General features: G+C 69.4%; 23 protein-coding genes and 1 other RNA gene. 14 read left to right on the top strand and 10 right to left on the bottom strand.

Translation table 11 applies throughout. From position 1 onward, the window contains the following. Positions 1-3: 3 nt before the first annotated feature. Positions 4-843 (top strand): DMT family transporter, encoded by an 840-nt coding sequence (locus ACZ432_RS05960; protein WP_464378862.1) that lies wholly within the window; start codon positions 4-6, stop codon positions 841-843. Between the two features lie 12 nt (positions 844-855). On the opposite strand, the gene ACZ432_RS05965 is transcribed toward ACZ432_RS05960, so the two are convergent. The 3 genes from ACZ432_RS05965 to ACZ432_RS05975 form a co-directional block, all read right to left on the bottom strand. Then, on the bottom strand, positions 856-2,082 hold the full coding sequence (locus ACZ432_RS05965) for an RNA-guided endonuclease InsQ/TnpB family protein (RefSeq protein WP_426964583.1): 1,227 nt from the start codon (positions 2,080-2,082) through the stop codon (positions 856-858). Positions 2,083-2,247: 165 nt separating this feature from the next. After that, on the bottom strand, positions 2,248-2,655 hold the full coding sequence (locus ACZ432_RS05970; protein ID WP_426964584.1) for a PIN domain-containing protein: 408 nt from the start codon (positions 2,653-2,655) through the stop codon (positions 2,248-2,250). Then, the gene (locus ACZ432_RS05975) at positions 2,652-2,882 is read right to left on the bottom strand and encodes an antitoxin VapB family protein (RefSeq protein ID WP_426964585.1); all 231 of its coding nucleotides are present in this window, start codon (positions 2,880-2,882) and stop codon (positions 2,652-2,654) included. Before ACZ432_RS05975 ends, ACZ432_RS05970 begins: the two co-directional genes overlap by 4 nt. Before the next feature lie 171 nt (positions 2,883-3,053). Between ACZ432_RS05975 and ACZ432_RS05980 the strand changes: the two genes are divergently transcribed. From ACZ432_RS05980 to ACZ432_RS05995, 4 genes are all read left to right on the top strand, one after another. After that, positions 3,054-3,287, top strand: a complete 234-nt coding sequence (locus ACZ432_RS05980; RefSeq protein WP_426964586.1) for a DUF7385 family protein — start codon at positions 3,054-3,056, stop codon at positions 3,285-3,287. Positions 3,288-3,645: 358 nt separating this feature from the next. Further along, positions 3,646-3,915, top strand: a complete 270-nt coding sequence (locus ACZ432_RS05985; RefSeq protein ID WP_426964587.1) for a hypothetical protein — start codon at positions 3,646-3,648, stop codon at positions 3,913-3,915. Further along, complete coding sequence (gene aceA, locus ACZ432_RS05990; RefSeq protein WP_058366183.1) at positions 3,915-4,964, top strand: isocitrate lyase; 1,050 nt, start codon at positions 3,915-3,917, stop codon at positions 4,962-4,964. The genes ACZ432_RS05985 and aceA overlap by 1 nt, the downstream gene beginning before the upstream one ends. Beyond that, positions 4,964-5,929 (top strand): HpcH/HpaI aldolase/citrate lyase family protein, encoded by a 966-nt coding sequence (locus ACZ432_RS05995; RefSeq protein WP_426964588.1) that lies wholly within the window; start codon positions 4,964-4,966, stop codon positions 5,927-5,929. Before aceA ends, ACZ432_RS05995 begins: the two co-directional genes overlap by 1 nt. A gap of 42 nt (positions 5,930-5,971) precedes the next feature. Here ACZ432_RS05995 and ACZ432_RS06000 read toward each other — a convergent pair whose 3' ends face one another. Together ACZ432_RS06000 and ACZ432_RS06005 are read right to left on the bottom strand one after the other, a co-directional pair. Then, complete coding sequence (locus ACZ432_RS06000; RefSeq protein ID WP_426964589.1) at positions 5,972-6,958, bottom strand: phytoene/squalene synthase family protein; 987 nt, start codon at positions 6,956-6,958, stop codon at positions 5,972-5,974. A gap of 162 nt (positions 6,959-7,120) precedes the next feature. Further along, complete coding sequence (locus ACZ432_RS06005) at positions 7,121-7,339, bottom strand: HVO_2523 family zinc finger protein (protein ID WP_426964590.1); 219 nt, start codon at positions 7,337-7,339, stop codon at positions 7,121-7,123. Between the two features lie 108 nt (positions 7,340-7,447). Here ACZ432_RS06005 and ACZ432_RS06010 point away from each other — a divergent pair, with 108 nt between their 5' ends. After that, positions 7,448-8,971, top strand: coding sequence for a molybdopterin-dependent oxidoreductase (locus ACZ432_RS06010; protein ID WP_426964591.1), 1,524 nt, complete (start codon positions 7,448-7,450; stop codon positions 8,969-8,971). Between the two features lie 104 nt (positions 8,972-9,075). Further along, a complete protein-coding gene (gene pepF / locus ACZ432_RS06015; RefSeq protein WP_426964592.1) occupies positions 9,076-10,875 on the top strand; it encodes an oligoendopeptidase F in 1,800 nt (599 codons plus the stop codon). 67 nt (positions 10,876-10,942) lie between these two features. Here the strand turns inward: pepF and ACZ432_RS06020 are convergent, their stop codons facing one another. Beyond that, positions 10,943-11,146, bottom strand: coding sequence for a hypothetical protein (locus tag ACZ432_RS06020; RefSeq protein ID WP_426964593.1), 204 nt, complete (start codon positions 11,144-11,146; stop codon positions 10,943-10,945). Positions 11,147-11,318: 172 nt separating this feature from the next. Here ACZ432_RS06020 and ACZ432_RS06025 point away from each other — a divergent pair, with 172 nt between their 5' ends. After that, on the top strand, positions 11,319-11,612 hold the full coding sequence (locus tag ACZ432_RS06025; RefSeq protein WP_426964594.1) for a hypothetical protein: 294 nt from the start codon (positions 11,319-11,321) through the stop codon (positions 11,610-11,612). A 415-nt stretch (positions 11,613-12,027) separates the two neighbouring features. Here ACZ432_RS06025 and ACZ432_RS06030 read toward each other — a convergent pair whose 3' ends face one another. Beyond that, on the bottom strand, positions 12,028-12,477 hold the full coding sequence (locus ACZ432_RS06030; RefSeq protein ID WP_426964595.1) for a hypothetical protein: 450 nt from the start codon (positions 12,475-12,477) through the stop codon (positions 12,028-12,030). A gap of 159 nt (positions 12,478-12,636) precedes the next feature. Between ACZ432_RS06030 and ACZ432_RS06035 the strand changes: the two genes are divergently transcribed. Then, on the top strand, positions 12,637-14,445 hold the full coding sequence (locus ACZ432_RS06035) for a nitrite/sulfite reductase (protein ID WP_426964596.1): 1,809 nt from the start codon (positions 12,637-12,639) through the stop codon (positions 14,443-14,445). After that, positions 14,445-14,762 (top strand): DUF6360 family protein, encoded by a 318-nt coding sequence (locus ACZ432_RS06040; protein WP_426964597.1) that lies wholly within the window; start codon positions 14,445-14,447, stop codon positions 14,760-14,762. The genes ACZ432_RS06035 and ACZ432_RS06040 overlap by 1 nt, the downstream gene beginning before the upstream one ends. A 24-nt stretch (positions 14,763-14,786) precedes the next feature. On the opposite strand, the gene ACZ432_RS06045 is transcribed toward ACZ432_RS06040, so the two are convergent. Next, positions 14,787-15,323 carry a TspO/MBR family protein gene (locus ACZ432_RS06045; RefSeq protein WP_426964598.1) on the bottom strand — a complete coding sequence of 179 codons (537 nt, stop codon included), beginning with the start codon at positions 15,321-15,323 and terminating at the stop codon, positions 14,787-14,789. 81 nt (positions 15,324-15,404) lie between these two features. Here ACZ432_RS06045 and ACZ432_RS06050 point away from each other — a divergent pair, with 81 nt between their 5' ends. Beyond that, positions 15,405-16,850 carry an NAD(P)/FAD-dependent oxidoreductase gene (locus tag ACZ432_RS06050; protein ID WP_426964599.1) on the top strand — a complete coding sequence of 482 codons (1,446 nt, stop codon included), beginning with the start codon at positions 15,405-15,407 and terminating at the stop codon, positions 16,848-16,850. After that, a complete protein-coding gene (locus tag ACZ432_RS06055; RefSeq protein WP_426964600.1) occupies positions 16,851-17,210 on the top strand; it encodes a hypothetical protein in 360 nt (119 codons plus the stop codon). Here ACZ432_RS06055 and ACZ432_RS06060 read toward each other — a convergent pair. Both ACZ432_RS06060 and ACZ432_RS06065 read right to left on the bottom strand, forming a co-directional pair. Then, positions 17,198-17,677, bottom strand: coding sequence for a DUF5812 family protein (locus tag ACZ432_RS06060; RefSeq protein ID WP_426964601.1), 480 nt, complete (start codon positions 17,675-17,677; stop codon positions 17,198-17,200). The two genes, ACZ432_RS06055 and ACZ432_RS06060, sit on opposite strands and share 13 nt — an antisense overlap. Positions 17,678-17,786: 109 nt before the next feature. Beyond that, positions 17,787-18,389: a TIGR00296 family protein gene (locus ACZ432_RS06065; RefSeq protein WP_058366317.1), complete on the bottom strand. Its 603-nt coding sequence runs from the start codon at positions 18,387-18,389 to the stop codon at positions 17,787-17,789. A 282-nt stretch (positions 18,390-18,671) separates the two neighbouring features. Between ACZ432_RS06065 and rnpB the strand changes: the two genes are divergently transcribed. Further along, an RNA gene (gene rnpB, locus ACZ432_RS06070) (RNase P RNA component) lies at positions 18,672-19,066 on the top strand. A gap of 238 nt (positions 19,067-19,304) precedes the next feature. Beyond that, positions 19,305-19,787, top strand: coding sequence for a Tfx family DNA-binding protein (locus tag ACZ432_RS06075; protein ID WP_426964602.1), 483 nt, complete (start codon positions 19,305-19,307; stop codon positions 19,785-19,787). Positions 19,788-19,873: the final 86 nt, after the last annotated feature.

Below are 19,873 nucleotides of genomic sequence, written 5' to 3' on the forward strand. Positions count from 1 at the left end.
GGCATGTACGTCGTCAGCAAGTGGGGGTTCGAGACGATCCCGCCGCTGACGCTGAGCTTCCTGCGGCTCGCGGTCGGCGCCGCGACGCTGCTGGTCGTGGTGCGCGTCGTCTCGCCGTCGCGGTCGTTCAGCCGGCGCGAGTGGGGCCAGTTCGCGGGGCTGGGCGCGATGGTCGCGCTCACCATCGTCTCGCAGTTCGTCGGCACGGACCTCACGACCGCGAGCCAGGGGTCGCTGTTGACGGTGCTGACGCCGCTTTTCACGCTCGCGTTCGGCGTGGCCGCCTTCGGCGAGGCGGCTGGACCCAGAAAGATCGCCGGCATGGGGCTGGCGGCGCTCGGGACGCTGTTCGTGCTCGCGGGGCAGTACGACCTGACCGCGATCCCGGCGGGCAACCGGACCGGCGTCGCGTTCCTCCTGCTCGCGAGCGCCGGCTGGGCCGCCTACACGGTGTGGGGCAAGCCGCTGGTGCGGCGCTACTCCGCGCTGGAGACGGCGACCTACTCCACCCTCTTCGCGGTGCCCATGAGCGCGGTGCTCGTCCCCTGGGAGCTGTCGACGACCGGCGTCGACCTCGCGGCGGTCCCGGTCACCCCGGCGCTGGTCGCGGCGGTGCTGTACCTCGGCGTGCTCAGCACCGCCGGGGCGTGGTACGCGTGGTACAAGGGGTTGGAGTTCGTCGACGCCGGCACCGTCGCGGTGTTCTTCTTCGCCCAGCCGGTCGTCGGCGCGGCGCTCGGCGCGCTCCTTCTGGACGAACCGGTCGGGCTCGGCATGGTCGCCGGCGGCGCGGTGATGTTCGCGGGGATCTACCTCGTCTCGACCGGCGACGCCACGTCGTGAATCGCCTCGGGGTCAAGCCCCGAGGCTTCCTGTTTCAACGACGCGCTTTGCAGACACCGTAGTGGTGTCCGTAGGGAGCGCAGTCTCCACAGGCGTGTCTTCGGGCCATCCCAGCCCTAATTCAGAAAAGCCGCGTTGAAGAACGTTCATCGCCGCATTCGCGTCACGGTCACACTCGAACCCACACGATGGACACGAATGTTCCCTAACCCAGATTGGCTTCGCCGTCTCCACGCCGCACGACGCACATTCTTTCGTCGTTCCTTTTGCTTCGACTTGCACGACGTGACAGCCGTACAGGTCCGCCTTGTATTCCAGCAAGAAGATGAACTGTCGCCATGCTGCATCCTGCCTGGTGCGGGCGTTGTGCGACTGTTCGAGCATCCCCTTCACGTTCAAGTCCTCAACGAACACGGCGTCGTATTCACCGACGAGCCACGTCGTGATCTTGTGCTGGTAGTCCAGCACCTTCCGCTTGATGTGACGCTTCACTCTCGCCACTTCCCGACATTGCTTCTCGTAGTTGTTCGAGCCTTTCTCCTTCCGCGAGAGTTTGCGCTGCTCGCGCTGGAGTCGTTCGTACTCGGCTTCAAGGCCGAGCCAGTCCACGGTCTTGCCATCCGACGTGTGGATGTAGTTGAGGATGCCGAGGTCGATTCCAACGCTGTTGCTCGCGTCCAACGAGTCCACGTCGGGCTTCTCGGGCACGCCAGCATCGTCAGTTTCGAGGCCGAAGGAGACGAACCACTCGCCGGTTGTCTCCTTTTTGACTGTGACTTCTTTGATGTCGGCTTCGTTTGGAATGTCGCGGTGGTAGCGGATGGTGATGTCACCGATCTTGGAGAGCCAGAGTGTCGCGCGTCGGCCACTCGTGTTTTTGAGTTCGAAGCCGGACTGCGAGAACGTCATACTCTGGAACTCCCGTGGTGACTTCCACTTGAGCTTCCCCACCTTGTTCCCGTTTTGTTTCTGCTCGGAGAGGCTGTCGAGGTTCTGGTAGAACCGTGTGACGGTTCGTTGCAGAGCCTTCGAGTTGACTTCCGAGAAGATGGGGAACTGGTCTTTCCAGCTGGGGAGTCGGGAGTGGTGTTTGTACGCGGAACCGATGTTGTCGGCGTCCACGTTCTCGTACTCGTACCGGGTGTAGTTGTACGCTTGGCGATGAACGTCGATGTGACGTTCCAGTTCAGCCGCTACCTCTTGTGTCGGATATGCGGGGTAGCGGTGACTGTACTCCATCGCTATCTCCCAATTGGAGATGTGTTTAGTTAATGGTTTGTATCACGAGTTGTCGGATTCAACCCCGGGGTCAAGCCCCGGGGCATTCTCCTTGCATTCTGTAAAGAGGTCCGGTGCGTTCGCCGCGGACGGCATGCGGACGTTACACTCTTTCGTCGTTCGTGCTCATCTGTAGTTCTCGTGCTCGACGAGTGGGATGTCGCCGTAGTGGGTATCGGCGGACAGCACCGGCTCGTCACGTTCGATCGCTGTTGCCGCGACCGCGGCGTCAGCCTTTCCGATGCCCGGACCGTCTCCCTCCTCCGTGGCGGCCATCCGCTCTCCGAGGAGCCGCCCTGCGCGTCGCGAAATGCTCGGAGTCATGTCGACTACGGGGTAGGAATCGAGCACGGCATCGACCTGTCGCCGCTCCGTGCTCGTGTTCGCGACCTTCCCCACGCCGATGTAGAGTTCCAGAACGACGACGGAGGGGATAATCAGTGGTACCTTCTCAGCTTCGAGTTCGCGCTCCTTTTCGACTGCAGCGTCGACGTCGTCGATAACGTCCAGTAGGAAGCTGGTGTCGACGATCATTCGAAGCGCTCCGCGATGTCGCGGACCTCATCGCGGTCCCGCTGATCGGCCTCATCGATCGCTTCTCGCATCTCCTTCACCTGATCGTCGTCAAATACGTCGCGGAGATCTCGGAGCGACCGTCCCCCGATGAGCCGGTCAACGGCGTCGCTGAACGACTCGTTGTCGTGTTTCGTACTCCGAATACGTTCGTACACGTCGTCGTCGAGCCGTATCTGATGCGACATCTTTTCGTTGACATCGTTGACACTCCGCGTGAATGAGCCTTTGGGTGCTCTCTGCTCCGACCTCGACGCTCTTCGTGAAGCCACTGCTTTGCTTTCGAGGAATCTTCCCCCCGAGATGCTGTAGTTTCGCTGGACGCCCGGCTTTAAGCGGGTCCGCTCGCAACGAGGCCCATGGACGAGGTGGACCTCGACGAACTGGTGTCGTCTTTGACCCCGCGCGAGGAGAACCGGACGATAAAGACCTACCAGAACACGGTCGCGGTCGCGTGCCCGGCCTGCGAGGAGCCGTTCGACGACCTCGTGGTCTGCAAGGAGAACCCGACGAGCCTCAACCTCTCCCAGCAGCTCGACTTCTGCGTCGGCACCGATGACGGGCAGGCGCTCATCTTCACGCACAAGAAGTAGCGCTCGCGGCCGGTCGAGCCGGCTGGGGCTTTCTTGGTGTTGCTAACCAGAGCAGCAGGATCCACGACAGAACGAGATCGGAAGCGGCGGCTGGTGTCGTCGGTGGACGGACACTGGATTTCGACACTCGATTCGGGCAGATATTGTTCCATGTTACCGCACCTCATTTAAGGCGGCTTGCCGTCCTAAAACCGATTAACGAATAATATCATTATTGTTCATTAACTTTATCACCCTCCTCCCGGTCTCTCCCGGTGTCGCATGAGCGTACCAGTATCCGCATCCGGCGTACATCGCCACGGCGCACGGCCGACCGACCGCACCGGCAGACGACCACCACAACCACCCACGTATCCAGATGCCCCGAACTGACGACACCGACACGACGCCCACGACGACCCGAGCGACGAACCGCACGCCGACCGATCCGACGACCGCGGAGACCGCGACCGAGACGACCGCTTCTGGGCAGCGTCCCGACCCCGAGACGGACGCGCCGCTGGTCCCGATGCTGAACGGCCCGACGACGCGGCCCCAGCCCACGATAGCCACGCTCCAGCGCGAGCTGTCCGCCGTCAACCGCCGTCTGGACCGGATCGAGGAGTACCTGCAGGAGAACTCGAACTGATGCACCCCTCAGAACTCGACGACGACGTCTTCACTCGCGACGTGGACAACCCGGCCGGCCGCGAGTTCCGCCGGCTGCTGGACGAGCAGGACTACGTGTTCGCGCCCGGCATCTACCACGCGCTCGACGCGCGGCTCGCGGAGATGGCGGACCTCGACGCCGCCTACATGAGCGGCTACTCCACCGTGCTGGGGCAGTTCGGCTTCCCCGACCTGGAGATGGTCACCATGACCGAGATGGTCGAGAACGCCAAGCGCATGGTCGAGGCGACGAACCTCCCCGTCATCGCCGACTGTGACACCGGCTACGGCGGGATCCACAACGTCCGCCGCGCCGTCCGCGAGTACGAGAAGGCGGGCGTCGCCGCGGTCCACATCGAGGACCAGACCTCGCCGAAGCGGTGCGGCCACATCGCGGGCAAGCAGATCGTCTCCCGCGAGGAGGCGCGCTCCCGGTTCGAGGCCGCGGTCGACGCCAGACAGAGCGAGGACACGGTCGTCATCGCGCGCACCGACGCGTACGGCTCCGCGAATGGCGACTGGGAGGAGCACCTCGAGCGCGGCCGGATCTACGCCGACGCCGGCGTCGACATGGTCTGGCCGGAGATGCCCGACCCCTCCCGCGAGGACGCGGTGCGGTACGCCGAGGAGATCGGCGAGACGCACCCCGACCTGGACCTCGCGTTCAACTACTCCTCCTCGTTCGCGTGGAGCGAGGAGGAGGACCCGCTCACGTTCCAGGAGCTGGGCGATCTGGGCTACAGCTACATCTTCATCACGCTGTACGGGCTCCACTCGGGCGCCCACAGCGTCTACGAGGACCTCTCGAACATCGCGGAGAACGCCGAGGAGGCGCAGTTCGACCTCGAGGAGCGCTACCTCGGCCACGAGACGGAGAGCCACCACGAGCTCTCGTTCGTCCCGCACTATCAGGAGACCGAGGCCGAGTTCGACCCCGAGGCCCGGCGCAGACAGGAGGAGTCCGCCGGCTTCAGCGAGGAGGAGAGCGACCCGATCACCGCGGACGGCTCGGCGGGGAGTGACGACTGATGGCGGACGCGGAACCGACGACCGCGGACGCCGCCGAGGCGGCCGACCCGAACTCCGAGTCCGTCACGCTCCGTCGGAGCCAGCTCGCCACCCCCGGCTCGGACCCGCAGATGATCGAGCGCGCGCCCGACTCCGGCGCCGACGAGGCGTTCCTCGACCTCGAGGACTCCGTCGCGCCCCGCGAGAAGGTCGACGCCCGCGAGAACGTCATCGAGGGCCTGATCGAGTACGACTGGTCCGACACCCGGCCCTGCTACCGGATGAACGGCGTCGACACGCGGTGGTTCTACGACGACGTGATCGAGGTCGTGGGACGGGCCGGCGAGTTCCTCGACACGATCATGGTGCCGATGGCGAACAACCCGGAGACGGTCGCCACCGTGGACAACCTGCTGACGCAGGTCGAGCGGAACAACGACCTCCCGGTCGGCGGGATCGGCCTGCAGGCGCAGATCGAGTCCGCCGAGGCGATGACGAAAGTCGGGGCGATCGCCGGGGCGAGCGACCGGCTGGAGTCGCTCGTCTTCGGTCCCGGCGACTACACCGCGAGCGTCGGCGCGGCCGGGCTCACCATCGGCTCGGGGGGCGGCTACCCCGGCCACTACTGGCACTACCAGCTCGCGCGCATCGCCCACGCCGCGAAGGCGGAGGGGCTACAGGTGATCGACGGCCCCTACGCGGAGATCGAGGACACCGAGGGGTTCCGCGACTCCTGTCGGTGGGCGAGCCAACTCGGCTGTGACGGCAAGTGGGCGATCCACCCCTCGCAGATCGAGCCCGCCAACGAGACGTTCGCGCCCGACCCCGCGGAGGCCGAGAAGGCCCGGCGCATCGTCGAGGCGTACGCCGAGGCGAAGGAGGCCGGGAAGGGCGCCGTCTCCGTCGACGGCGAGATGGTCGACGAGGCGACCGACAAGATGGCGCGCGGCATCGTGGCCCGCGCCGAGCGCGCCGGCATCCTCTGAGCCGGCGGCTGAGCCGGCGTTCTTTTTTCCGCTCGCAGGCGGCTATCGCGTCAGGTAGGAGACGAGCCGACAGTTACCGAGCCGGTGGTTCTCCAGCGGCCCGCTGGCGGGCGCCGAGTCGAAGCCGTCCGAGACCGCACGGAACACCGCCTCGGGGTCGTCGTTCCACTGCCAGAGCCACCGCGTCCGCGCGAGCAGCCGGAACTTGCGCGTCGTCGACAGCGACGGCGTCGTCGACAGCGTGTCGTAGTTCAGGCCCCGGATCAGCCGGTGGTGGTCCGCGTACAGCACCGCCGCCAACAGCACGGCGAGCTGGCAGTCGTCGGGGAGGTACCGGATGCCCGCGACGCCCTCGGCGTAGAGGTCCTCCGTCCGGTCCAGCAGGTCGCGCATCGCGGCCGCAACGCGGTCGTCGAACTCCAGGTCGAGAATCTGCTCGACCGAGGCGTCGTGGCGCTCCAGCGTCTCGACGGGGAGGTAGACACGGTCGCGCTCGCGCACGTCCTCGCCCACGTCGCGCAGGAAGTTCGTGAGCTGGAACGCCTCGCCGAGCTTGGTCGCGTGCGGGAGCGCCTTCTCGGGCTTAGCGACGTCCATCACGGCGGTCATCATCCGGCCGACCGCGGCCGCGGAGCCGTCCATGTACGCCTCCAGGTCCGCGTACGTCTCGTAGCGCGAGCGGTCGATGTCGGCCGCCATCGCGTCGATAAAGACGTCCACGTCCGAGGGGGCGATGCCGTGGTCCTCGCGGAGATCGGAGAAGGCCGCCAGCACGTCCTCCTGCGGACCGTCGCCGGCCGGCTCCTCGCCGAGCGCGACACGGCGGATGCGCTCCAACTCCGCGCGCTGCTCGTCGGGCGGCGCCGTGTCCGCGGCGTCGACCACCTCGTCGGCGACCCGGAAGAAGCCGTACAGGACATACGTCGGATGGCGGGTTCGCTCGGGGAGCAGCCGGGTGGCGACGTGGAACGTCTTGCCCGTGCGCTGCTGGATCCGCTTCCCGCGAGCGACCCGGTCGTCGGCTACCATCCTGTCCCCGCCGGACGAGTCTCGCGGGCGAGCGTGCGGAGGTTCATGTCGGTCGTTAGTACGGCACGTGGGGACATAATTGTTCGTCCGAGCGGGCGTTGGGATACCGGTCGGGAGCGCGGACCACCGCCGAACGACTCGGGAGTTCGAAACGTTCGCGGGTCAGTAGAAGGTGTCGCTGCAGTCGTAGACGACGCCGTGTTCCGGACAGACGTACTTGCAGTGGCGGTGCCGCATCGACGCGCCACAGACCGGGCAGGGACGGCCGCGCGGCGTCTCGACGGCGCAGGCGTCGGCCGTCGCATCGCCCGCCGCCGAGTCGGATGCGGCCGCGCCATCCGCCGCCGACTCGGCCGTTGAATCCGTCGGATCGCTCGCCATGCCCGACCGTTCGGGCCGCCGGCTATTAACTCCCGGCGTGGCGACCACGTCCGGCGCCGATCCGGGATCCGTGCGGGTTCTTAACACGCTCCGTCTCTAACGTCGGTTATGGACCGACTCTCCGCGCCCGCGGAGTCGCTCGCCCGCCGTGCCGCGGTGCTCGCGCTCGCATTCGGCGCCTCCGGAGCGGCGGCCGTCGCGGGATCGTTCGTCGTCGCGGGCGACGGTCCGGCGTTTCTCGTGACGGCGGTCGCATCGACGCTTCTGTACCTGCTTCCGGACGCGCTGGTGACGTGGGGGATCCTGACGCTCGGCGAGTACGGGCGCCCCCTGCTCGCGGTCGCGGCCGCAGTCGGGACGGTGGCGCTGTTCGCGGCGCTCGTGGCCGGCGTCGTACGCCTCGCCGGACAGCTGAACCGGAGTCGAGCGGACGCCCTCTTCGGTGCGTTTCTCGTCCAGACCGTTGCCGCCTTCGCGCTCACGGTCCGTCCCCTCGCGGCGCTGGCCGCGGGGGCGGCGGGCGGCGTCACGCTCGCGGTCGCCGGGCGGGCGGTGACGGACCCGGACGCTCGCACGGTGCCCGACCGCCGCGCCGTCCTGCGGGCGGTCGGTGCGGCGGGAGCCGCAGCGGGGATCGGCTGGCTGGTCGCTCCGCGGGCCGCGGACCTGCCGGACGAGACGGTCGAGGACGAAGGGGTCCTCGCACTGCTGGAGGCCGCCGACGAGCGCTCGCTCGGCGTTCCGGGCATCGACCCGCTCGTCTCCGACGGTTTCTATCAGGTCGACATCAACACGTCGACGCCGGTCGTCGACCGCGAGGCGTGGGAGCTGACCGTCTCCGGCGGGCCGACCGAGTTCGCGGTCGACTACGACGAACTCACCGACCGCGAGGGAGAGCACCGGTTCGTCACCCTGCGCTGCGTCAGCGACGAGTTGAACGGTCGGACGATGGACACCGCGCTGTGGACGGGGATCCCGGTCGCGGACCTGCTGGCGGAGGCCGACGCGCCCGAGGAATGCTGCGTCCGGATCGAGGCCCACGACGGCTACTACCAGGGGTTCCCGCGGGCCGCGCTGGAGCGCGGCTTCCTCGCGTGGCGCATGAACGGCGAGCTGCTGCCCCGCGGGCACGGCCACCCCGTGCGACTCCTGATCCCGGGCCACTGGGGCGAGATCAACGTCAAGTGGGTGACGGGGATCGAGGTCCGCGACGAGGAAGTCACCGGCTACTGGGAGGAGCGCGGCTGGCACGGGACGGGACCGGTGGAGACCGTCGCGAAGATCCACGCGGTCGAGCCGCGCGGGGACGGGACGGTCCTCGTCGGCGGGCACGCCTACGCGGGGACCCGCGGCGTCGACCGCGTCGAGGTGTCGACCGACGGCGGCGAGACGTGGACCGACGCGACGCTCTCGGACCGGCTCCCGGGGGCGGCCCCGGCGGACGGCGAGGCACGGGTTGAGGGGGTCGCGGCCGACGCGTGGCGGATGTGGCGTCACGAGTACGAGGCCGACGAGCCACACGAGGTCGTCGCGCGGGCGGTCGAGCCGGACGGCACCGTCCAGCCCGCCGAGGAGTCCGACGCGTTCCCCTCCGGAGCGACCGGCTGGGTGCGGCGAACCGTGGAGCCCTGAGGCGGCGAGTGACCCACCGTCCCTGAGGCGGCCGAAGACCCCTACGAGCCTTTCCGGCTCACGGTTTGGCAAGGTTTACACCGACCCACACCGTCGCGCGAATCATGAGTGGTGTCCCCGAACGATCGGAGATCGACGCGGCGTACCAGTGGGATCTGGAGAGCATCTACGAGAGCGACGAGGCGTGGGAGGCGGCCTACGAGGCGGTCTCGGAGCGCGTCGAGGAGCTGCGGGCCTACGAGGGGCGCGTGACCGAGGACGCGGCGACGCTGCTGGAGTTCCTCGAGCTCCGCGAGGAGATCCTGCGCGAGGTCGCGCAGGTGACGACGTACGCCCGGCTCCGTAGCTCGGAGGACACCCGGAATCAGGAGTATCAGGCGATGTCCGCCAAGGGGTCGTCGCTAAGCTCCGAGGCGTCGAGCGCCACCTCCTTCGTCGAGCCGGAGCTCCAGTCGCTCTCCCGCGAGGAGGTCGAGGCGATGATCGACGCGGAGCCGGGACTGGAGACCTACGAGCACTACTTCGACGACGTGCTCCGGATGAAGCCGCACACGCGCTCCGCGGAGGTCGAGGAGGTGCTCGCGGACCTCTCGGAGGTGACCGACGCGCCCTCGGAGATCTACTCGATGCTGACGAACGCGGACCTCACGTACGGCGTCGTCGAGGACCCCGAGGGCGAGGAGGTGGAGATCACGCAGGCGAACTTCACGAAGCTCCAGACGAAGCCGGACCGCGAGTTCCGCAAGCGCGTCCACGAGACGTTCTACGAGGAGTGGGCCGGCGTGCGCAACACGGTCGGCACCTCGCTTGAGAAGGCGGTCCGGAGCCACGTCACGAACGCGGAGATCCGCGGCTACGAGACCGCCCGCGAGGCCGCCCTCGACGGCACCAACGTCCCGACGGACGTCTACGACAACCTCGTCGACACCGTCGACGACAACCTCGACGCCCTCCACCGCCACGCCGAGTTGAAGGAGCAGGCGCTCGGCGTCGACCAGCTGGAGAGCCACGACCTCTACATGTCCCTCACCGGCGAGGAGGGACCGGACGTGGAGTACGAGCAGGCCCGCGAGTGGGTGATCGAGGCGGTCGCGCCGCTCGGCGAGGCGTACCAGGAGCGCATGCGCGAGGGGCTCGACAGCCGGTGGGTCGACGTCTTCGAGAACCGCGGCAAGCGCTCCGGCGCCTTCTCCTCTGGCACCTACGACACGCAGCCGTTCATCCTGATGAACTACCAGGACGACATCGCGTCGATGTTCACGCTCGCGCACGAGCTCGGCCACTCGATGCACTCGGAACTGGCCGGCGACGCGCAGCCGTGGCACGACGCCAGCTACGAGATCTTCGTCGCGGAGATCGCCTCCACCGTCAACGAGACGCTGCTGACCCACCACCTCCTCGAGACCCTGGAGGACGACGAACTCCGCACGCACGTCCTCGACGAGTACCTCGAGCGCTTCCGCTCGACGCTGTTCCGCCAGACGATGTTCGCCGCCTTCGAACAGGAGATCCACGAGGTCGTCGAGGACGACGGCGCGCTCACGCCCGACGCCTTCGACGAGATCTACGGCGACCTGAAGGGGCGCTACTACGCCCCCGTCGAGCTCACCGGCGGCATCGAGCGCGAGTGGGAGCGCATCCCGCACTTCTACTACAACTTCTACGTCTACCAGTACTCGACGGGCATCGCCGCCGCCGCGGCCATCGTCGACCGCATCCTCGACGAGGGGGACGAGGCGGCCGCGGACTACCGCGCGATGCTGGAAGCGGGCGGCTCCGACTACCCCCTCGAAGTGGTCCGCGAGGCCGGCATTGACATGGCCCAGCCGGAGCCGGTCGAGTCCGCCATCAGGATCTACCGCGACTACCTCGACGAGATCGCGGGGCTGCTAGACCTGGAGTAGACGCTCGCGCGAACCGGTCTTCCGCGCATCATTCCGGCGGTCGCTTCTGCGCGCCGCTCAGTGACCGCTACTCCTCGCGGCGCTCCGAGAGGTGCTCCCAGATCTCCGTGCAACCGGCGCCCTCCGGAAGGCCGTCAAGATGCTCGTCGTCGCCGGAGTCCTCCTCGCCAGCGGCGTCCGCGTCGCTTTCGGCCCCGCCGTCGGTCGCGTACAGCTCCGGCGCCACGTCGGCAGAGGCGTGTTCGCGCACGCCGCGTCCCTCGTCGGTCATGTCCGGGCCTACCGCCGCGGCCCCCAAGAAGGCGGCCGGCGGCGACAAACTCGGACGCCGCTCGCCGATAGCGTCGATACTTGTCCGCGTCCGTGACTGTCACCCCGTCCGACACGCCGGCAACGGTTGCGACCGTCGCCGGGATGAGGCGTCCGCGGGGTGAGGAACGGGCATGGACACCTCCGTCCGCGTCTTCGACGACGGCGCGTGGATCTCGGTCGGCGGCGACCGCGCGGTCGGCGTCGCCGATGTCTGGCGCCTCGACGCCGCCTGCTGTGACTGTGACCGCTCCGACGTGCTCGTGGAGGCCTTCGAGAAGGCTCGCCGCGAAGACGGGATCGTGGAAGCGCGGACCGTGGGACGGTGTCTGGACTGCGGCGCCTCCGGCCGCGTCGGGTGGGTGCGCGTGGGTCACGTCGATGAGGACGGGTTCGCCGTGGCGGAGCGTCCGGCACGTGTCGAGTGATGGCGATACTCGGCATCGCGCGGAGTTTTTGTCGGGTCCCCGTCCCGGGGTGGTGTTTTTGTGACTACTGTCGATACTGCCGTGCTGGACAGCACCACCCGGAAAGCCCCACCCACCGCAACCGCACCGCAGCACCGCCACAGCACCGCCACAGCACCGCCACAGCACCGCCACAGCATCGCAGCACCGCCACAGCATCGCAGCACCGCCACAGCATCGCAGCACCGCCACAGCATCGCAGCACCGCCACAGCATCGCAGCACCGCAGCACCGCCACAGCACCGCGTTCGTCCGGACGCTTTTCAGGGATCGGGCGCGACTCCCGCCGTGAGTGCAGCGTGCTCGCTCCGGGTGGGGGTTCTCGGACCGTCGATCCCCCACCCTGGTGTGCGATCTCGGTCCCGTATGGCGACGGCTAACAGGGCTGGATCTCGTCCCCCTCGACGCGACGCTCGTCGTCGGCGGTGACCTCGTAAACGGCTTCGCTCGCGCTGTCGGCCTCCGCGCTGGCCGTGGAGTACCAGTAAGGGTGCTGGAGCTCCACGCGGACGTGCTCGTCGGTACGGGCGACGACCGCCGCCTCCCTGCTCGCGGTCGTCGGGGTCGTTCCCCAGTTCTCCAGACAGTCGGCCGCGGACAGGCGGTCCTGCAGGTACGCCTCCTCCGCGGCGAGGGCGCGCTCGGTCGCCTCCTCGTCGCCGACGGGGGGGTTCGGAGTGGGGGTGGGAGTGGGCGTCTCCGTGCGCGTCGCTGTCGGCGATTCCGTCCCGTCGGAGGCGGGGGGCGCCCCGAGACAGCCCGCGGAACCGACCGCGACAGCGCCGACCGCCGCGAGGAGGCGACGCCGGGGGTGATCGGAGGGCATACGCGGCGGAAGCGCGGGACGTCATAAGTGCTTTCTCCGCTGAATAGGCAAAAATCTCCGCCATCTCGCGACGGTGACCCCCTCGGGTCCCGTCCGCGGTCGCGCGAATGGTTGACGCGGCGGTCCCCCCTTTTCTCCCGACGGGCACACCGGGGATCCATGCCGACCGACGTCGAGCGATGGAAGGAGGACGTGTACGGCGAGGAGATCCGCGAGCACATCGAGCGCTTCGCCGAGGCGGGGTTCGACTCGATCCCCGACGACGAGCGCGACGCGTGGTTCGAGCGCTTCAAGTGGTACGGCCTGTACCACCAGCGCTCCGGCCAGGAGTCGTACTTCATGCTCCGTATCGGGCCGCCGAACGGCGTGCTGGAGCCGGGGCAGTTCCGCGCGGTCGCGGAGATCGCCCGCGAGTTCGCGACCGGGCCGGTCGAGAACCCCGAGTTCGGAAACGGCTACCTCGACGTGACCACCCGACAGGCGATCCAGCTCCACTGGATCAACCTCGAGGACGTGCCCGACGTCTTCGAGCGCCTCGAGAAGGCCGGGCTCTCCACGCAGCAGGCCTGCGGCGACTCGTGGCGGAACATCGTCGGGTGTCCGGTCGCGGGGAAGGACGAGGCGGAGTTCGTCGACGCGCTCGGGCTGGCGACGGACCTCCACGACGCGTTCAAGGGCGACGACGCGCACGCGAACCTCCCGCGCAAGTGGAAGGTGAGCGTGACGGGCTGCCGCGAGGGCTGCGGCCAGGGCGACATCAACGACCTCGCGTTCGAGCCCGCGGAGGCGGAGCGCGACGGGGTGACCGTCCGCGGGTACAACCTCCGCGTCGGCGGCGGGCTGGCGCGCAACGAGCCCCGGTTCGCGAAGGACTTGGAAGTCTTCGTCACCCCCTCGGAGGCGGTCGAGGTCGCGGGCGCGGTCAGCGCGCTGTTCCGCGACCACGGCGACCGCGAGGACCGCTACAGCGCCCGCGTGAAGTTCCTCGTCGACGAGTGGGGGATCGAGAAGTTCCGCCGCGTGCTCGTCGAGGAGTACGTCGACGGCGACCTCGCGCCGGCCGGCGAGGACCTCCGAGAGAGCTACTCGTACAACGCGGGCGGGGCGGGGACCGACGACCGCGGGCGTGCGGAACCCGACCGCGGCCACGCCGACCACGTCGGCGTCCACGCGCAGGCGGACGGCGACAACTACGTCGGGCTCAACGTGCTCGTCGGGCGCATCGGCGTCGACGACGCGCTCGCGCTCGCGGACGCTGCGGAGACACACGGCTCCGGCGAGGTGCGGCTCACGCAGCGGCAGAACGTGATCCTCACCGACGTGCCCGACGACGCGCTCTCCGCCCTGCGGGACGAGCCGGTGCTCGACCGGTACAGCCCGGACCCGCACCCCTTCCAGCGCGGCTCCATCGCCTGCACCGGGACGGAGTTCTGCTCGCTGTCCATCGTGGAGACGAAGAACCGACAGGTTCGGTTCGCGCGCTGGCTCCGCGCGAACGTCGACCTCCCCGACGACGTGGAGGATTTCCACATCCACCTCTCCGGCTGCACCGCCTCCTGCGCGCAGCCGCAGATCGCGGACGTGGCGCTTCGCGGCATGAAGACCCGGAAGGACGGCGAGCCGGTGGAGGCGCTCGATATCGGACTCGGCGGCGGGCTGGGGGAGGACCCCACGTTCGCGCGGTGGGTCGTCCAGCGCGTGCCGGTCGACGAGGTGCCGGGCGCCATCGCGAGCCTGATCGAGGCGTACGCGGAGCGCCGCGAGGGCACGGAGTCGTTCCGCGAGTTCGTCGCCGCCCGCGACGGCGAGGCGCTCGCCGACCTGATCGAACCCGCGGAGACCTCCTACGAGGACCCCTTCATGCACAACACCAAGCGGACCTGGTACCCCTACGCGGAGGAGGACGCGATCGAGGACAGCCCCGCACCGACCGCGCCGGACGACACGCCGCTCCGGAGCGACGACTGATGCCCGACCGGATCTCTCGCGTCACCGGATACACGACGCTCGATCTGGTCGAGGGCGAGGCAGTCGGCGCCGACTGGTCCGCCGAGGCGCTCGGCGTCCTCGACGCGACCGCGGATCGTCGAGACCCGGACCACGTCGAGTTGCGCGTCGAACTCGACGGGACCGACCTCGCCGGCGTCGAGGATCTCCGCCACCACGCGGACGTGCTCCGGCTGACGCCCGAGCAGGCCCGAGCGGTCGCCGAGGACCTGCGGAGCCACGCCGACCGCGTGGCGGCGTCCCGGGACCGGACCACCGGCGACGTGAACGCGGACTGAGGCGGGCGACCGAGCCGCGCAGCGTTAGTTCCCGAACAGGATCGCTGCGTTCAGCACGGTCGCGAAGCAGACCCACGCGAGGTAGGGGACCAGCAGGGCGGCGGCCCGGCGGTCGACGCGGGCGAAGGCCGCGACCGTGGCGCCGACGAGTCCGATCAGGAGGACCAGCACCGCGAGCCCGAGGTCGAGGCGCCGCAGCCCCCAAAAGACCGGCGACCACGCGACGTTGACGGCCAGTTGGACCGCGAACAGCCCCAGCGCGAGGCGGGCGTCGCGGTCGGTCGGGAGAAGTCCGCCGCCCCCACCGATCCCGGCCGCGCTCGCGTCCCGCGATCGCCCCTCGCGGTAGACGAGGTAGGCGCCGATCCCGAGCAGCGCGTACAGTATCGGCCAGACGACGCCGAAGGCCCAGTTCGGCGGGTAGAAGACCGGGAGGTCGAGCGCGCGGAACCAGGCGGCGTCGGGCGTCGTGAAGGGAACGCCGAGCGCACCGAGGACGTTACAGGCGACCGCGGCGCCGGCGGCGGCGAGCGTGTCGCGGCGGGTCCAGTCGGGGGCCATGGCCGGGATACGGGAGCCGTCCCCATAACCGATCCCTCGGGTTCCACAACGCACTTACGCCGGTCACGCGGAGTGAGGGACATGTACGCAGTCGTCGGCGGCGGGATCGCCGGCCTCGCGGCCGCCTACCGGCTCCAGGAACGCGGCCACGAGGTGCAGGTGTTCGAGGCGTCCGACGAGGTGGGCGGGCTCGCGGCGCTCCACGAGACCGCCGGACAGCCGATCGAGAAGTACTATCACCACCTCTCGAAGTCAGAGGAGACCATCGTCGAGCTGGCTGAGAAGCTGGGGGTCGGCGACCGGGTCGAGTGGCGGATCGGCGAGAACGCCTACTACGTCGACGGCGTGGTCCACCCGCTGGACAAGCCGTGGGAGATCCTCGCGTACCCGCACATGAGCCTCTACGACAAGTTCCGGCTGGCGCTCCTGACGCAGGAGGTCGACGTGCGCGGCGGGATCCCGTCGTTCGACACCTACGACGACCTCACCGACTTCGAGGACGTGCCGGTCGACGAGTTCCTGATCGAGCACACGACTCGCGGCGTCTACGACCACTTCTTCGAGCCCCTGCTCGACGCCAAGTTCGGCGACAGAAAGGGGGACGTCTCCGCGGCGTGGCTGCTCGGGCGGATCAAGTTCCGCGGCGAGCGCGACCTCCTGCGCGGCGAGGTGCTCGGCTACCTCGACGGCTCCTTCGGCGTCCTGCTCGACGCGCTGGTCGACGCGGTCGGCCGCGAGAACGTCACCACTGGCGCCCGCGTGACGAACGTCGGCTTCGCGGACCCGCGCGTCGCGGGCGCCGGGGGCGCGACGGTCGCGGGCGGCGACTCCGCGGAGAGTGCCGACCCCGCGCCCGACGCCGACCTCCGCGGCCCGGTCGAGACCGTCACGGTGGAGACGGCCGACGGCGAGGCGGTCAGGGAGGTCGACGGCGTCGTCGTCGCGGCGATGCCGAACGTCCTCGAAGCGCTCACCGGCTACGCCTGCGACATCGACTTCCAGGGGGCGGTCTGTGCGACGGTGACGCTCGAGGAACCCCTGACGGACACCTACTGGCTCAACGTCGCGGACGAGGCGCCCTTCGGCGCGCTGATCGAGCACACGAACTTCGTCCCGCCGGAGCGGTACGGCGGCGACCACCTGCTGTACGTCGCGAGCTACGTCCAGTCACGCGAGGAGCGGAACTGGCGGGACGACGACGCGGCGCTCGAGGAGCGCTGGCTCGACGGCATCGCCGACCTGTTCCCCGACTTCGACCCCGACGAGGACGTGCGGGAGTTCCGCGTCGCGCGCAACCCCCGAGCCGCCCCGGTGTACGAGCGCGGCTACCTGGAGAAGGTGATCCCCTACGACCTCGCGGACGCGGTCGCGCCCGGCGTCTACTACGCGGGGATGGCGAGTCGGGCGCAGTACCCCGAGCGCTCGCTCAACGGCGGCATCCTCGCGGGGTTCGAGGCGGCCGACCGCGCCGCGGAGGGGGCCGAGGCGCCGATCGATCCGGCCGTCGAGGCCGACGCGGGGGAGTAGATGTACCTCTCGCACGCCGTCCGGAGCATCAGGCGCGACCCGCAACCGGACGAGGAAGTCGGCCTCGTGGTGGAGGTCGACCCGGACGCGGTCGGGAGCGACGCCGCCGAAGGTGCCTCGACCGCGAACGCGTCGACCGACGACGCGGCCGGGCCGGAGCCGCTCCGGGAGGCCGTCGCGGCGGTCGAGGGCGCGGTCGTCCGCGATCTCGGGTTCGACGCGTGGCTCGTCAGCGTGCCGGAGACGGGGGTCGACGCGCTGTGTGAAGTCGACGCCGTCGTTCGGATCGAGACCGACGCGACCATCACCCTCGACCCCGAGCGTCCCGCAGAGACCGAAGGCGACGGTCAGGGCATGTAGCGGACGCTCACCACGCCGGGCTCCGAGCGCACCTCGACCCGGTTCACGCCGAGCCGGGCGGCCCGGGAGAGCGTCCCCTCGCGGTCCTCGACCACGTCCGCGACCGCCTCCTCGGTGCCCTCCTCGGGGACGGTGAGTACGTGGATCTCCCCCTCGCCGGCGCGGGGTTCCGTGGTCAGTTCGCCCACCGCCTGGTCGGCGGCGATCGACCGCTCCTGGGTCGTCGGCGGCTCGCGGCTCTCCTCGATGGCGACCGTGCGGCGCGACTCCACCTCGACGAGCCGGTAGGTCACCTCCAGCGGCGGGTCCGGGGCGACCCGCCCCTCGACCACGTCGTCCTCGTCGAGACCGGGGTTGTCGCTCAGCGTGTGTACCTGCCCGTCGTGGACGTCCTTCAGGACGGCGTCGTCGTCGTCCGCGTGCGTGACGAGGAAAACGCTCTCCTTGGCGGTGTCGTCGTCGGTCATTGCCCGTCAGTAGCCGGCCGACACTTTTCGGGGTTTCGGGCCGGAACGGCGCAGCCGCGGCTCGCGGGCGGGCGAGGATCGCGGGAGAACCACCGTCGGGAACCGGCCGCTACAGCGCCTCGACGGCGCCGCCGTCGTCGCGCTCGCGGAAGACCTGCCCCTCGATGAGCGTGACCATCACGTCGTCGTCCTCCCACGCGTCCGCCGCGAGGCCGGCCTTGCGGCAGGCGCGGGCGAGGAACTGCTCGGCGCTCCAGCCGTGCTCGACCGGGAGCGTCGGGTAGAGCCACGACTGGTCCCCGCCGGCGTCGATCGCGACGCCGTGGGTGCCGACCTCGAGGTCGGCGAGGGGGTCGTCGGTGAGGACGGTGTTGGAGACGATACAGACGGAGACGTTGAGGCTGTCGAGCTCCTTCGGCCCGACCTCGGAGCCGCAGGAGTCGTCGGACGCGGCCGAGATGGCGGCGTCGACGATGGCGTGACCGAGCTGGTCGGAGCCGCGATAGGCGCCGGCGCACCCGCGGAGCTGACCGCGACCCCGCGTCGACTGGAGGCGCACGAAGGCCCCGGTCCGGTTGTAGAAGGCGTCCCGCATACAGCCGGGCTGTTCGCGCTGCCCCTGCCGGACGAACGCCTCGACCGATTCGCGGGCGAGTTCGACCGCACGAGCGCCGTCCTCGTAGGAAACCTCGACGGTCTGCGCCTCGGACATGTACGTTTGGTAGTGGTGTGCTGACTTGAACCCTTCCCTTCCGGCCGGACGATAATGAAGGATCTGGCCGGCGCGGTCGATGATTCGTCGCCGACACGCTCTCGACGGCGACGTATCGTCGGAAACATCGGGGTCGTCGCGGGGACTGTTCGGGGTCCTCGAGCCTGATCGGTCCCGGCGGAGGTCTCGGTCGGCCGTGTGTCGGCGCCCGCGTCGCCGGGACCGTGGCGCGCACTCGTCCGACCGAACGGCTTATTCGCGCCGGTCCGCTACCCCGAATCGGGCAGAGGGAGCCCGACTCCCGTGCGTTACGCATGAGGAAAGTCCCCCCACCGACCGGACGGGCGACCGGGCGCAAGCCCGGAGTCGGAGACGGCTGGCTCTGGAACAGAAACGAGACCCCCCGCCCCGACCGATGAGGTGCGTCGGCCGCGTCGCGGCCGGCGGCGTCCGCGGTCCGCCGCGGACGTGCGAACCGACCCGCGAGGGAAGGGAGCGAACCCACCGAGGGAACAGGTGACGGTCCCGTCGCCACGCCGCGGAAGCGGCGACGGGCGGGAAGGGATGGAACGGCGAATCCTCGCCGGTGCAAGTCCGCGCCGTTTGGTAGTCCGGTCGAGGCGCGGACGCTCAGCCGAATGTCGGGCCGAACAGAAGGGGGCTTACTCCCCTCAGTCCGTTCTCGAGCGCCGAGCGGCGGCGCCGTCGCTCGCCTTCGCGGTCCAGCTCCGCGGAAAAGCGCGGAAGCCCTCACACAGACCCGTACCGTTCTCGCGCCGGCACCACCCGGCGCCGGACTTCCGCACCGGGGGGATTTGCCGGGTTCCATAAAGGATCGCCGGTGGGCGCAACACTCAGTCGACCGCCGGCCGCCGCGACTGTAGCTTTTTGAGTCCGCCACTCCTCGGGGGAGACATGGCCGACGACGAGCCGGCGGACGACGACGCGGTCGACGCCGACGACCTGTTGGACCGGACCGGCTTCGACGCGGACGCGAGCGTGCTCACGCGGCGGCAAGCCGAGGTGCTCGCGCTCCGCGAGCGGGGACTCAGACAGATCGACGTCGCCGACCGGCTGGGAACCTCCAGGGCGAACGTCTCGAGCGTCGAGGCGAGCGCGCGGGAGAACGTCGAGAAGGCCCGCGAGACCGTGGCGTTCGCGGAGGCGCTCGCCGCGCCCGTCCGCGTGGAGATCCCGGCCGGAACGGACCTCTACGACGTTCCGAGCCGGGTGTACGACGCCTGCGACGAGGCGGGCGTGAAGGTGGGCCACACCGCGCCGGACCTGATGAAGGTCGTCGGCGACGCGGCCGGGGACGCGGTGCAGGGCCGGGAGGTCCGCCAGCGGCTGTTCGTCACCGTCGCCAGCGACGGCACCGTGCGCGTCCGGCGGCCGTAGGGGCGGCCGGACGGAAGCGGTCGGGGCGGCCTGATCGGGCGATCGGTCCCGCCGAGGCGGACAGAAGGCTCAAGAGCGCACCTGCC

Source organism: Haloparvum alkalitolerans (assembly GCF_055381565.1).

Bases quoted from the DNA above. Each gene is read 5' to 3' on its own strand.
- ACZ432_RS05960 (WP_464378862.1), top strand. From the start codon at position 4: ATGTACGTCGTCAGCAAGTGGGGGTTCGAGACGATCCCGCCGCTGACG.
- ACZ432_RS05965 (WP_426964583.1), bottom strand. From the start codon at position 2,082: ATGGAGTACAGTCACCGCTACCCCGCATATCCGACACAAGAGGTAGCG.
- ACZ432_RS05970 (WP_426964584.1), bottom strand. From the start codon at position 2,655: ATGATCGTCGACACCAGCTTCCTACTGGACGTTATCGACGACGTCGAC.
- ACZ432_RS05975 (WP_426964585.1), bottom strand. From the start codon at position 2,882: ATGTCGCATCAGATACGGCTCGACGACGACGTGTACGAACGTATTCGG.
- ACZ432_RS05980 (WP_426964586.1), top strand. From the start codon at position 3,054: ATGGACGAGGTGGACCTCGACGAACTGGTGTCGTCTTTGACCCCGCGC.
- ACZ432_RS05985 (WP_426964587.1), top strand. From the start codon at position 3,646: ATGCCCCGAACTGACGACACCGACACGACGCCCACGACGACCCGAGCG.
- aceA (WP_058366183.1), top strand. From the start codon at position 3,915: ATGCACCCCTCAGAACTCGACGACGACGTCTTCACTCGCGACGTGGAC.
- ACZ432_RS05995 (WP_426964588.1), top strand. From the start codon at position 4,964: ATGGCGGACGCGGAACCGACGACCGCGGACGCCGCCGAGGCGGCCGAC.
- ACZ432_RS06000 (WP_426964589.1), bottom strand. From the start codon at position 6,958: ATGGTAGCCGACGACCGGGTCGCTCGCGGGAAGCGGATCCAGCAGCGC.
- ACZ432_RS06005 (WP_426964590.1), bottom strand. From the start codon at position 7,339: ATGGCGAGCGATCCGACGGATTCAACGGCCGAGTCGGCGGCGGATGGC.
- ACZ432_RS06010 (WP_426964591.1), top strand. From the start codon at position 7,448: ATGGACCGACTCTCCGCGCCCGCGGAGTCGCTCGCCCGCCGTGCCGCG.
- pepF (WP_426964592.1), top strand. From the start codon at position 9,076: ATGAGTGGTGTCCCCGAACGATCGGAGATCGACGCGGCGTACCAGTGG.
- ACZ432_RS06020 (WP_426964593.1), bottom strand. From the start codon at position 11,146: ATGACCGACGAGGGACGCGGCGTGCGCGAACACGCCTCTGCCGACGTG.
- ACZ432_RS06025 (WP_426964594.1), top strand. From the start codon at position 11,319: ATGGACACCTCCGTCCGCGTCTTCGACGACGGCGCGTGGATCTCGGTC.
- ACZ432_RS06030 (WP_426964595.1), bottom strand. From the start codon at position 12,477: ATGCCCTCCGATCACCCCCGGCGTCGCCTCCTCGCGGCGGTCGGCGCT.
- ACZ432_RS06035 (WP_426964596.1), top strand. From the start codon at position 12,637: ATGCCGACCGACGTCGAGCGATGGAAGGAGGACGTGTACGGCGAGGAG.
- ACZ432_RS06040 (WP_426964597.1), top strand. From the start codon at position 14,445: ATGCCCGACCGGATCTCTCGCGTCACCGGATACACGACGCTCGATCTG.
- ACZ432_RS06045 (WP_426964598.1), bottom strand. From the start codon at position 15,323: ATGGCCCCCGACTGGACCCGCCGCGACACGCTCGCCGCCGCCGGCGCC.
- ACZ432_RS06050 (WP_426964599.1), top strand. From the start codon at position 15,405: ATGTACGCAGTCGTCGGCGGCGGGATCGCCGGCCTCGCGGCCGCCTAC.
- ACZ432_RS06055 (WP_426964600.1), top strand. From the start codon at position 16,851: ATGTACCTCTCGCACGCCGTCCGGAGCATCAGGCGCGACCCGCAACCG.
- ACZ432_RS06060 (WP_426964601.1), bottom strand. From the start codon at position 17,677: ATGACCGACGACGACACCGCCAAGGAGAGCGTTTTCCTCGTCACGCAC.
- ACZ432_RS06065 (WP_058366317.1), bottom strand. From the start codon at position 18,389: ATGTCCGAGGCGCAGACCGTCGAGGTTTCCTACGAGGACGGCGCTCGT.
- ACZ432_RS06075 (WP_426964602.1), top strand. From the start codon at position 19,305: ATGGCCGACGACGAGCCGGCGGACGACGACGCGGTCGACGCCGACGAC.